The 12,851-nt window shown below is 36.6% G+C and carries 9 protein-coding genes; 1 reads left to right on the plus strand and 8 read right to left on the minus strand.

All coding sequences use genetic code 11. The annotated features are described in order from the left end of the window. Window positions 1–363: 363 nt before the first annotated feature. The 6 genes from ISU02_RS15920 to ISU02_RS15945 all read right to left on the minus strand — a co-directional run bounded on the left by ISU02_RS15920 (window position 364) and on the right by ISU02_RS15945 (window position 7,691). On the minus strand, window positions 364–1,257 hold the full coding sequence (locus tag ISU02_RS15920; RefSeq protein ID WP_194702841.1) for a hypothetical protein: 894 nt from the start codon (window positions 1,255–1,257) through the stop codon (window positions 364–366). A gap of 11 nt (window positions 1,258–1,268) precedes the next feature. After that, window positions 1,269–2,777 carry a hypothetical protein gene (locus tag ISU02_RS15925; protein WP_194702842.1) on the minus strand — a complete coding sequence of 503 codons (1,509 nt, stop codon included), beginning with the start codon at window positions 2,775–2,777 and terminating at the stop codon, window positions 1,269–1,271. A 227-nt stretch (window positions 2,778–3,004) separates the two neighbouring features. After that, window positions 3,005–3,271: a hypothetical protein gene (locus ISU02_RS15930; RefSeq protein ID WP_194702843.1), complete on the minus strand. Its 267-nt coding sequence runs from the start codon at window positions 3,269–3,271 to the stop codon at window positions 3,005–3,007. Between the two features lie 11 nt (window positions 3,272–3,282). After that, window positions 3,283–4,791, minus strand: coding sequence for a hypothetical protein (locus ISU02_RS15935; protein WP_194702844.1), 1,509 nt, complete (start codon window positions 4,789–4,791; stop codon window positions 3,283–3,285). A gap of 37 nt (window positions 4,792–4,828) precedes the next feature. Then, complete coding sequence (locus tag ISU02_RS15940; RefSeq protein WP_207736359.1) at window positions 4,829–5,311, minus strand: HlyD family efflux transporter periplasmic adaptor subunit; 483 nt, start codon at window positions 5,309–5,311, stop codon at window positions 4,829–4,831. A gap of 406 nt (window positions 5,312–5,717) precedes the next feature. Then, window positions 5,718–7,691 (minus strand): methyl-accepting chemotaxis protein, encoded by a 1,974-nt coding sequence (locus ISU02_RS15945; protein ID WP_194702846.1) that lies wholly within the window; start codon window positions 7,689–7,691, stop codon window positions 5,718–5,720. A gap of 128 nt (window positions 7,692–7,819) precedes the next feature. On the opposite strand from ISU02_RS15945, the gene ISU02_RS15950 reads away from it, so the two are divergent. Continuing rightward, window positions 7,820–9,598 carry an aminopeptidase P family protein gene (locus tag ISU02_RS15950; RefSeq protein ID WP_194702847.1) on the plus strand — a complete coding sequence of 593 codons (1,779 nt, stop codon included), beginning with the start codon at window positions 7,820–7,822 and terminating at the stop codon, window positions 9,596–9,598. 398 nt (window positions 9,599–9,996) lie between these two features. On the opposite strand, the gene purD is transcribed toward ISU02_RS15950, so the two are convergent. Together purD and purH are read right to left on the minus strand one after the other, a co-directional pair. Next, on the minus strand, window positions 9,997–11,256 hold the full coding sequence (gene purD, locus ISU02_RS15955) for a phosphoribosylamine--glycine ligase (RefSeq protein WP_194702848.1): 1,260 nt from the start codon (window positions 11,254–11,256) through the stop codon (window positions 9,997–9,999). A gap of 49 nt (window positions 11,257–11,305) precedes the next feature. Beyond that, a complete protein-coding gene (gene purH, locus ISU02_RS15960; protein WP_194702849.1) occupies window positions 11,306–12,847 on the minus strand; it encodes a bifunctional phosphoribosylaminoimidazolecarboxamide formyltransferase/IMP cyclohydrolase in 1,542 nt (513 codons plus the stop codon). Window positions 12,848–12,851: the final 4 nt, after the last annotated feature.

A 12,851-nucleotide genomic window follows, 5' to 3' on the forward strand; every position in this document is an offset into this window, starting at 1 on the left:
TGGTCTTCCAAGCATAGTATTGAATTTATTTACAATCGGTTCTTCAAAAACAGGATTTTGTAGAAGTCGATCAATTTCAGCAAGTTCCGGTGTTAATTCAAAAAGGGTTTTCGGTAAAAACTCCTCGAAGAGAGTTGGTTGTTCCCAGTTTGGGTAATCTAGAATAAGCATTGTAATCTTCCTTTCTTTTTAGGTTTCTTACTTATACTTATTCGACATAAATTCACAAAATCCTTTTTGAATTTAAAAAAAAATCGACTTTATCAGGTTAATCTAATTAAAAAGAATTCATCAGCCCATTGAAAAACACAATCTTTATACGGTGAGATCGAAAACAATTCAAAAGATGTTTCAAAGTCATACCTAATATAAATTTTTAATATTTTCATTTAATATGTCCTTTTCAGCTTCGAAACTAATCGCTACACCAGCACCACCTGTTGTTGTATCTACTAATTTTTCTGCTATTTTGTCATACGCACCTAAACAAGACTGAGCACTCGACTTCACTAAATTTCTCATTTCTCTTGATAAGCTCTTAAACGGCATCGCATGTAGTGTCGCCGCTATACCCGAAAGACCGCCAGCAAGTAATGCCGTTTTAGCCGATTCTAAAATATCAACTGGAAAATCAATCTCATTTTGAGGTACATATGCAAAACCGATTAGGTTTTCGGGCACTTTATCGCCGTCTGGATCAACTTTGTGACTTTCCCCATTGTTTTTATAGATGCCTACTAGTTTTCCACTGGTAGCATCATAGTCAATTTGAGCTGTTTTGTATTCTTCGTAGTAAGCCTTATAAAATTTAGTAATTATTCTTGCATCTAACTTATTTTCGTATGCCACACTTATTTGGTCTGCTTTTTCATCATCCGTATATGATGTATTTCTCATAATTGGGTCTACTACTTCAGCCATCATTTCTTTTATTGTCGTTAAAGTCTGGTCAGAAGAAAATCCATATACATTTTTTACTTCTTGAACTAAAGCATTATCTAATTCTCTTACTGCTTCTTCATATAGTGCAAGTTTAATGTCACGATACTCTGTAAGTTTTTTCCCACTACCATTGTAATTTTCATCATTTCTCGCATCTAAATCTGTGTAGCCTTCCTCATAGACTATGATGCTTATACTTGAGCTGTCATATGTGTTTATGTTGTTGGGGTTATCATTTATTTCTTGATCTAATCTCGCATTTATTAACTTTAACGTTGATTCTAAATCATTTAATTTAACGTCATTACTTGTCATAATTTTATCTCCTATCTAATCAATTTATCTCTTTTTAGTCTCGTTCCAAAGGTATCTGCTGATAGTGACATTAAATCATCATAGTCACCGGTCACTCTAAGTAAAAAATCTAATTTCTTTGCCCTTGTATCTAAATAGTGAAACCCTTCTGTCTCTTCTCTAACATAATACATATCTAAGTATATATTGGATAAAGTAGTGCGTTCTCTAAAATAAGTCTCTGTGATCATGTCTCTCTTGAAAAGGTCCACTACAATTTTTTGCTCTTCTTTCGGTAAAGTATAAAAGAAAACAAACATATCTTCCCTTTGCCAAGGTTCATCCCCCTCTACATAATTCACTTTAAATAGATCTGCTATTCTAGCCGTTATTTTTTGAAGTTTTGCATAATCTATTGCTTCACCTTCTTCAAGTAATAGATTTAGTGTTATGTCATAACAGCCTTTATAGCCATCGTTTATAATGCTTATATTATTTGGATTTAGAGATAAGTCAAAATCAAAGACGTCTGGATCACTCCATCTTCCATTTTTATCAAAAATCTTTACATCTCTATTCCTAGGAATAGCAATATGGGCAATTTGCCCACCATACCCTTCTTCATCTACTATCTTTTCAATCTCTTCATATAATGCTCTCTGAGCATATATTTGAAGGCATCTACTCAATATCTCTGTTGCTGGGAATTTCATTGTTGGATCATTTTGAGGTGCATAATAAGTACATGATCTTTCTTTTAAACTATAATCTAGATCTGCTCTTACTAAGGCTACGTTATATTTCTTTTCAAGATCTTTCACCCACTCATCTTCTTCATCCCAACGTATAAGGTTAGATCCTAAATCACTAAAAAAACTTCGCCATCTAATCACATTTTTGTCCTTAATTTTTTCAAACGGATTTTCAAAGTTCTTTAATTTATTGAATTCAATCTCTGTAATCTCAGAAACCTTCAGCTCAATTTCTTGATACATAAAATGCTTCACACCATTTTCCTCTAAATACCCCACATAATCGTATAACTGATTTCCAGTTTCTCCATTATAATTTTCCGATACCATTGTATAGATATCAAATTTCCATACTCTAATATGCTCAAATGGATCATCCACAACGTCCGACACACTGATCTCACCATCTCTAAATTTCTTAAGTGTTGGCAAATAATATTGATTATAAGATTTTGTAAAATAGGGAATTTTAATCTTATCTGAAAAATAGGCTTCTAGACTTTTATTGCATTCTACATCTAGTACCGCAATTTCTTCACTGAAATCTTCAAAGTAAAGACTTGGATCGCTGTATTCCTTGTCAAACTCCGCTTTCATGGTTGCGACGACATTCTCAACATTTGCCTTTGCTTGCTCATCAGCATGATCTATCAAATCGCTTGCACTTATAACTGTTCCAACTGAACTCGACCGATTTGACCCTAGATAGAAAAAAAAGCTGATGACTACGAATAGTATGATGATTAACTGAAATTTGCTTTTTGTACTCAAATGACTCTTTTGCGACATATTTGCCTCCTGATTTTATGGTTTAAATTTTTATTTCTGACTTTTATTTGTCATGGTGGATGCCTCCTATGTTTTTTTTATATTTCATACTCATTTTAAATATGCTTTGATCATTATGATGATTTGAGTATCCATATGTATTGAGTTACTTCCTTATGCATCATTTCTTTTATTGTCAACATTGCATTTTCAGAAGAATGTCCATATGTGCTCTTTAGCGCTTGAACTTAAGCATTATCTGAGTCTCTTACTTTTTCTTCATATAATGCAAATTTGATGTCACGAAACTGTGCAACATTTTTTCCACTATTATTGTAGTCCTTACTTCTCGCATCATAATCTATGTAGCCTGCCTCATAGACTATGATGCTTATACTTGAGCTGTCATATGTGTTTATGTTGTTAGGGTTATCATTTATTTCTTGATCTAATCTTGCATCGATTTGCTTTAACGTTGAATCTAAATCATTCAACTTAACATCATTGCTTGTCATTATTTTATCTCCTATCTAATCAATTTATCTCTTTTTAGTCTCGTTCCAAAGGTATCTGCTGATAGTGACATTAAATCATCATAGTTACCAGTCACTCTAAGTAGAAAATCTAATTTCTTTGCCCTTGTATCTAAATAGTGAAACCCTTCTGTCTCTTCTCTAACATAATACATATCTAAGTATATATTGGATAAAGTAGTGCGTTCTCTAAAATAAGTCTCTGTGATCATGTCTCTCTTGAAAAGGTCCACTACAATTTTTTGCTCTTCTTTCGGTAAAGTATAAAAGAAAACAAACATATCTTCCCTTTGCCAAGGTTCATCCCCCTCTACATAATTCACTTTAAATAGATCTGCTATTCTAGCCGTTATTTTTTGAAGTTTTGCATAATCTATTGCTTCACCTTCTTCAAGTAATAGATTTAGTGTTATGTCATAACAGCCTTTATAACCATCGTTTATAATGCTTATATTATCTGGATTTAGAGATAGGTCAAAATCAAAGACGTCTGGATCGCGCCCCCTTCCATTTTCATCATAAATAACGACATCTCTATTCCTAGAAATAGCAATATGGGCAATTTGCCCACCATACCCTTCTTCATCTACTATCTTTTCAATCTCTTCATATAATGCTCTCTGAGCATATATTTGAAGGCATCTACTCAATATCTCTGTTGCTGGGAATTTCATTGTTGGATCATTTTGAGGTGCATAATAAGTACATGATCTTTCTTTTAAACTATAATCTAGATCTACTTTTACAAGGGCTACGTTATATTTCTTTTCAAGATCTTTCACCCACTCATTTTCTTCATCCCAACGTGCAGAATTTGATCCTAAATCAGTCATAAAATTCCGTCTCTTGATTACATTTTTGTCCTTAATTTTTTCAAACGGATTTTCAAAGTTCTTTAATTTATTGAGTTCAATCTCGGTTATTTCAGAAGCCTTTAACTGAATTTCTTGATACATAAAATGCTTCACACCATTTTCCTCTAAATACCCCACATAATCGTATAACTGATTTCCAGTTTCTCCATTATAATTTTCCGATACCATTGTATAGATATCAAATTTCCATACTCTAATATGCTCAAATGGATCATCCACAACGTCCGACACACTGATCTCACCATCTCTAAATTTCTTAAGTGTTGGCAAATAATATTGATTATAAGATTTTGTAAAATAGGGAATCTCAATCTTATCTGAAAAATAGGCTTCTAGACTTTTATTGCATTCTACATCTAGTACCGCAATTTCTTCACTGAAATCTTCAAAGTAAAGACTCGGATCACTGTATTCCTTATCGAACTCCGCTTTCATAGTTGCAACGACATTCTCAACATTTGCCTTTGCTTGCTCATCGGCATGATCTATCAGATCACTTGCATTGATCACCGTTCCAACTGAACTCGACCGATTTGACCCTAGATAGAAAAAAAAGCTGATGACTACGAATAAGATGATGATTAACTGAAATTTGCTCTTTGTACTTAAATGACTCTTTTTTGACATATTCACCTCATTATGTTATTCATCTTAACAATCCATACTACCTTAACTCAAAGCTCTCTTTAATATAATCTACCGCTGGAAGGAAAAATTCTATAATACGCCTTTTCCCAGTTTTAACCTCCACAGTGGTAGTCATTCCAGAACTGATTTTCATTTCTTTACCATTTACATTTAAAGTTTCTTTTGAAGGTTTTACCTTGATTTTATAAAAAGACCCTTGATTTTCATCTTGATAAGCATCTGGACTCACAAAAGTAATAACCCCTTCTATAACACCGTATTTTTGAAACGGAAACGTATCTACTTTTATATCTACTGATTGTCCTTCACTTATAAATCCAATATCCATATTTGCAATACTAGCTTCAATTATCATAGGTGTATCTCGCGGTACAAGAGTCATTATTGGTGTTGATGCAGAAACAACACTTCCAACTGCATTTCCACCTAACCCATTTATTTGTCCACTCACTGGCGCTAATATGGTATTCATGCTCGAAATATTTTTTGCTTTATTCATTCTGCCTTCAGCGACGCTATCCATTTCATCAGGATTTTCTCCACTTAGTTCTCTCTCAAAAACCATTTTTTCAAGCTTTAAATTTGCATAAGATTGTTCTGAAATTTCTTGATCAATATTTGAAAGCGTATTATCAAGCTCTTATACAGATTACCAACAATTGTCGGATGCTACAAAAAGAAGCAACAAAGCAATAATAATAATATCATATATATAAACGAAATGTGTATAAAATATACAAAATAACATAAATTTAACATTGCTTTGTTGTAGTGCCTTTATTTCTTGGTATTTCTTAATATTAGAAGAATTCTAGCCACAAATTGACTTCTGTAATTAGAAAAAAGAGTCCTTAAAAAAACTTTTTAAACGTTTTCTCAAAGACTCCTTCCTAGAAATCTATCTCCTAAACTTTAAGCTTAAACTGATTCGCCTTCTCCACAAGTTCATGTGATCTGGTTTTAAGTTCTTCAATCATGTTGAGGATTTGTTCAGTGGATGCCATCTGTTGTTCAGCAATGGCACTAATGTGAGTAGTCATGTCGTTGGTATTCACCAGTGTCTGTTCAAAACGGGTCATAGAGTAATTTATCTCCATCATAGATGCCGCTTGTTCCTCCGAGATCGCCGCAATTTCTTCAACTGCAACGTTAGAAGATTCCGTGATAGTAAGCGCAGTATCCATACTTGACTTGGTGATTTCTGAAACCTCAGTTGTCTTCTTAATCCCCTGAAAAATCTGATCAAATCTCACATAAATCTCTTCAATTTCATTTTGTATGATCCCAATTATACTCGCAATTTGATCTGCAGATAAATTAGACTGTTCTGCCAACTTTCTAATTTCATCTGCCACAACTGCAAAGCCCCTTCCTGCTTCACCCGCTCTTGCGGCTTCTATGGACGCATTAAGTGCCAATAAGTTAGTCTGTTCAGAAATGGATTTTATAGCTTCTGTAATCCCGCCAATATCATTTGCGGAATTTTTAAGTGCCTTCATTTTTTCATTGGTTTCATCGCTCATATTGGATACAATTGTCATATCTGAAACCGTTTTATTCAGCAGATCTGAACTTTTCTGTGTTTCAGCCATATTGGCTTTAATCGTCGCATTTAACTTCTCAGTATTTTCTGCAACAACATTTGATCCCGTTGTCATGTCCTGTAATGCAGAAAAAGTGGCTTGAGTCGTATGCATATCTTTCCCTACGCGTTCAGAAAGATCGACGATCTGCTCGGTCATTTCCTCAGTGGCCTTTGCATTTTCTTCACTGATCTCATGAAGGGATTCAGAGAAAGCATCGATTTGTGCCATATCTGATTTTAATTTTTTTAACAGCTCATTATAAGTTTCTATCAAGACCTGCAATTCTTTTGCCACGACGCCAAATTCATCATGTCTCTTTAAATATTGATCCTCTATATCAAAACTGAGATCCCCCTGAGCCAATCTGGATATCACAGACTCAGTAAAAGCAATATTCTTAAAAATGACCACTGATAAAAATCGGCCTAAGAGCACCGCAATAACCATCCATGCTGCCAAGGAAAAGAAAGAAATATTTCTCGTCTTTTTTAAATCTGCAAATGCGTAACTTCTTGGAGATTGTACTATTACAGCCCAATTCGCAGTTTTAATGGGTTCAAATGCAATGATGGCCTCTTCAGACTCATAAGGCGCTATTATAGAGCCTGACTCACCATCCAAAGCGCGCTTAACATAGCTGTAATCCATAAAATTTTGCATATTTTCGATATAGGCCGTATTAGGATGCGCAAGTACGGTGCCGTTTTTTTCTACTATGAAGGCATAGGCTATATCCTGATCGTTATACTCAGTGACCAATGCCGTCAAAATTTCTAAGTCAATACTTGCACCGATGACACCGACGACTTTATCATTTCTCTTGATAGGCATTGCTAAAACTGCGGTTGCCTTCCCGGTAGTTGAAGAATATATAATATCATAGTATTCATTGCCTTTTAAAGCTTCCTTAAAATAGCTACGATCCGAACGATCACCGAGCTCTCCTGATGTTTTATAAATTTGCATACCCTTGGTATCCATGACATAAATCTGACTCACCACAGTATTGCTCTCAACTATTTTATTCAGTAATGCCATATCACTTGATGTCATCGTTTGAAGCGCTTCATCAAAGGTTAGTGCTGAGATCAAATTTTCAGTTTCTGTTAAAAGTCGATCGACTTCACGCGAAACAGTATGCGCTTTCTCAACATTGAGTGCCATGATATTCTGACTTATGGACTTGCCATTTAGCCATAATATGATACCAGAGTTCATAACAAGAGGGATCACCACTAGCATGACAATTGTAATCATTAAAAACTTCTTATAACTCTTATTCCGTTTCAACATTCTCGTCCTCCCAAATTGTGTTCTCATAGTACGCGGATTGTTCTTACAGAATATTAAAATAATTTAACGCCTGCAGAGTATTGAAACCCTTTCACACAAGTAATACAATAAGTGGGTGGAGGTGTCAAATGAATACCAATGATAAAATTAGACTTATACGCGAAGAAATGATGCAATCTAAAATAGATGCATACATTATTCCTTCCAATGATCCGCATAATAGTGAATATCTACCTGACTACTATAAAACGAGACAATGGGTATCAGGATTTACAGGATCAGCAGGAACACTCGTTATTACACAAGAAGAAAGTGGATTGTGGACAGATGGTCGCTACTTTTTACAAGCTGAAGATGAACTCAAAGGTTCAGAAATTGAGCTTTATAAAATGCGTATGCCAAATGTACCCACCATTCACGAATGGTTAAATCTAAAATTACCGTCTGGCTCTACAATAGGCTTTAACGGCTTTCAATATTCTGCTCATGATGCTGAAATGATAAAAAGTGAACTCAAGGATAAAAAGATCAAATTAGATTTCAGAACGAACATCGTGGACAAGATATGGCTTAATAGACCTTATCTTCCCACTGAAAAAGTGTTCATACACGACGAGGTTTATGCTGGTGAATCAGCAAAACGAAAGATTGAGCACATACGCGCAAATATGGTGAAAAATGAGTGTGATTATCATTTGATCAACAAATTGGATGACATCGCATGGCTACTCAACTTGAGAGGTAGTGATATAAAGAACAATCCCTATTTCTTATCATATGTCCTCATTGACAAAGAAATAACGTATCTATATATTGATATTTTAAAACTAAATGATAAAATAATCAATTATTTACATGAAAATGACATAAAAGTAAAAATATACGAAGATGTTTTATATGATCTTCAGGACTTAGAAGAAGGCAAGCGCATTGTTTTAGATAAAAAGGCAATACCTTATCAACTCTATCACGACATAGATAGACGTTGTCAAATTTTAGATCAACCCAATCACAGTACTACTTTAAAGGCGATTAAAAATGAAATCGAATGTAGCCACCTTAGAGACTGTCATATTCAGGATGGTGTGGCAATGCTTCGCTTCATGAAATGGCTTGATGAAACTGTTCCCACTGGCAATATAACCGAAACAATAGCTGATGAAGAACTCACCCAGTACAGAAGTGAAATTTCTACATTTTTCAGCAGAAGCTTCGATACCATTGCAGGTTATAAGGACCATGCTGCTTTAATGCATTACAAAGCAAAGCCAGAAACAGAGTATACTCTTAAGCCAGAATCACTCTTCTTGGTGGATTCCGGCGGTCAATATCTCAACGGCACCACAGATATCACAAGAACTTTTGCTCTTGGACCCCTATCAGATGAAGAAAAAAGGGACTACACCCTTGTTCTAAAGAGCATGATTCAGCTCAGTAAAGCCATTTTCCTTGAAGGCACCACAGGTACCAATCTCGATATTCTAGCTCGAAAACCCATGTGGGATAACGGTCTGGATTACAAATGTGGTACGGGGCACGGTGTGGGCTTCTTTATGGGAGTCCATGAGGGGCCACAAGGCATTTCCATGGTCTATAACACCATACCTCTTGAATCAGGAATGATCCTCACCAATGAACCCGGTATTTACAAATCGGATCGTCATGGTATTCGTATTGAAAACACATTGTTGACCGTGCCTTTTAAAACGACTGAATTTGGCAAATTCTATCATTTCGAAACCTTGACTATGACACCTATAGATATGCGTCCCGTTGTAAAAGCACTCCTAACAGATGAAGAGATAGAGTGGATCAACCAGTATCATCAAACCGTTCATGACGCGTTGAGGCCACATCTTTCAAAGGAAGATGCAGCATATCTGGAAAAAGTCACTCAGGCTATATAGCTCTAAATATTCAACAATTAATCAAACGCCCCACCCCTATAAGATTCTGCGACAAGAAGTCCTCGGCTTGAGCCTGCGGATTGTCGCTTCACCTTATAGGGGTGGGGCTTGGTAATTTCAAGTCCCTTGCTAATGCTTTTACCAAGCAATTTATCTCGGTTTCAGGTGTGTCAATCTTCATTGTGAGTTTCCACAAATTTACATACACCTATTTTGTATGTTTTCTAAATAGATAGCTGCCTTTTTAGCTCTGCATGAATATCGAAGAGCGATCATATCAACAATCTGTTTTAAACTACAAGAGCCCCTATATATTAGATGACGCGGCAATCCACAGGCGCAGCCGAGGACTTCTTGTCGCAGAATCTAATATATAGGGGCTCTTTTTTTCCAAACGCTTAAATTTCGATTTTCTTCCCTATATCCGTCCTGTAAAATGATTTTGGGAAATCAATGCACTGGACAGCTTCATAGGCAGTTTGTTTTGCGCTTTCTAGAGTTTTACCGAGTGCAGTGACCCCTAAAACCCTTCCACCGTTGGAGACTAGTTTATCGTCAACGCTCTTTGTACCACAGTGGTATACGATTGCATTTTTAACCTCAGAAGTCCCTTTGATCTCAATCCCTTTTTCATAAGCATCCGGATATCCCTCAGAGGCCATGATCACACACACTGCATGTTCAGGCTTCCACTTCAATTCAATTTGATCTAATTCACCTGCAATCACAGCTTCAAAGACTTCAATCAAATCATTTTCCATTCTCGGCAAAGTCACCTCTGTTTCAGGATCGCCAAACCGTACATTGTACTCTATGACATTGATGTCGTCTCCTTCAATCATAATGCCGATGAATAGGATGCCCTTAAACTCGATACCATCCTCATGGATACCTTGGATAAATGGTTCTAGCAATCTGGTCTTGATTTTGGCCATGATCTCATCATCTATGATTTGACTTGGGGAATAAGTGCCCATGCCCCCAGTGTTTGGACCGATGTCATTGTTAAACGCCTTTTTATAGTCTTGAGCAGGTGCCATAGGCAAAATTGTCTTTCCATCCACAAAGCAGAGAATAGAAGCCTCAATGCCCGTTAGAAAGGCTTCAAGAACAACTTTGTTACCTGAGTCGCCAAATATTTTATCCGACATGATTTCTCTAAGTGCCTTTTGAGCTTCATCTTCATTTTGTGCAATGATAACCCCTTTACCAGCCGCTAAACCATCCGCTTTGATGACGATTGGAAATCCAAATTGATCCACTTCTTCAATTGCTTTTTCCACATCGAGGTATTCCTTATAGGGCGCTGTGGGAATGCCATGTTTCATGAGAAAGCTCTTTGTAAATGCTTTACTGCCTTCAAATTGTGCCGCTTCTTTATTGGGACCAAAAACCTTTAAACCCTCGGCCTCAAATGCATCCACAAGCCCTGCAACCAGTGGCGCTTCAGGTCCGACAATGGTCAAATCAATCTGTTCCTTTTGGGCAAATGCCAACAGAGATCTCGTATCCTCCACATGAATATTGACGCATTCTGCAATCTCAGAGATGCCCGCGTTACCCGGTGCTACAAATATTTTTTCAACTTTTGGGCTCTCTAAAATTTTATGACAAATCGCATGTTCTCTGCCGCCACTGCCGATAATTAATACTTTCATATGCTTACCTACTTTCAATATGCTTAGTCTACTATTCTTGTCATCACATTTAGTGTTTAAAGTGACGCATACCGGTAAAGACCATTGCAATGCCATATTGATTGGCTGTGTCAATCACTTCTTGATCTCTGATAGAACCGCCTGGCTGAATAATTGCAGAAATGCCAGCTTTTGCAGCAGCCACAATTGAATCTCCAAATGGGAAATATGCATCTGATGCAAGCACAGCGCCTTTAGTTGGAAAATTGGATTGTCTGATTGCATTTTCAGTGGCCCATACCCGACTTACTTGACCTTGACCAATACCAAGCGTCTGTCCATCTTTAGTGACGACAATGCCATTTGACTTGGAGTGTTTACAGACCTTCATGGCAAATTTAAGTTCTTCAATTTCTTTTTTAGTTGGAATGCGATCGGTTACAATTTCAAGATCTCCATCAAACATAGAACGATCTGAATCCTGTATGATCATGCCTCCGTGAATTTTCTTCATATCAAAGCTGAATTCAGAAATAGGCTGACTGATATTTTTAAGTTTTAAAAGGCGAATATTTTTCTTTGTTGTGAGCACTTTAATCGCTTCTTCATCAAAGTCTGGTGCAATGACGATCTCAACAAAGATCTCATTAATTTTAACTGCTGTTTTATGGTCAATTGGTCGATTCGCCGCAACAATGCCACCGTAAATAGACTGAGGATCACAGTCATATGCTTTTTGATAAGCGTGTAAAATGTCGAACCCAACACCTACGCCGCAAGGATTTGCATGTTTTGCAGCCACAACAGCAGGTTGTTCAAACTCTTTTAACAAAGCCAGCGCGCCATTGGTGTCATTTATATTGTTAAACGAGAGCTCTTTCCCGTGTAGCTGAACAGCTTCTGCTAAAGTTCCACCCGTTGAAATGGCTTCTTTATAGAAGGCACCTTGTTGATGTGGGTTTTCGCCATATCTTAGATCTTGGATTTTTTCAAAAGTAACCGTTAAGGTCTCTGGGAACTTCTCACGATTGCCCTTTTGTCTCAAGTATTCTGCAATCATGGTGTCGTAATGTGCTGTGTGCGAAAAGACTTTAAGGGCGAAATCATATTTCATCTCATAATCGGCATCCCCTTTAGTCTTTATGGCCTCTATCGCCTTTTCATAATCTTTTGGATCGACAAGCACAATCACATCCTGATGATTTTTAGCAGCTGATCTGAGCATTGTTGGACCGCCGATATCGATGTTCTCTATGGCATCTTCAAGGGCAACATTGGGCTTTGAAATGGTCTCCTTAAACGGATAGAGATTAATTGCCACCAAATCAATGGTTTGAATATCAAGTGACTCCAGTTGCTTCATATGATCTGGATTCGCTCTCATCGCCAATATACCACCATGAACCGCTGGATGCAAAGTCTTGACTCTGCCATCTAAACACTCTGGAAAGTTTGTAATTTCACTGATATTTTTAACCGGAATACCTGCATCTTTAATGGCTTTTTCAGTACCACCTGTTGAAATGAGTTCTACACCTAGTGCATCCAGTGCTCTTGCAAACTCTACAATACCTGTTTTGTCTGAAACGCTTAAAAGTGCTCTCTTAATCATTTTT

It is taken from the genome of Fusibacter ferrireducens (genome assembly GCF_015352425.1).
GTDB classification, from domain to species: Bacteria; Bacillota; Clostridia; order Peptostreptococcales; family Acidaminobacteraceae; genus Fusibacter_A; species Fusibacter_A ferrireducens.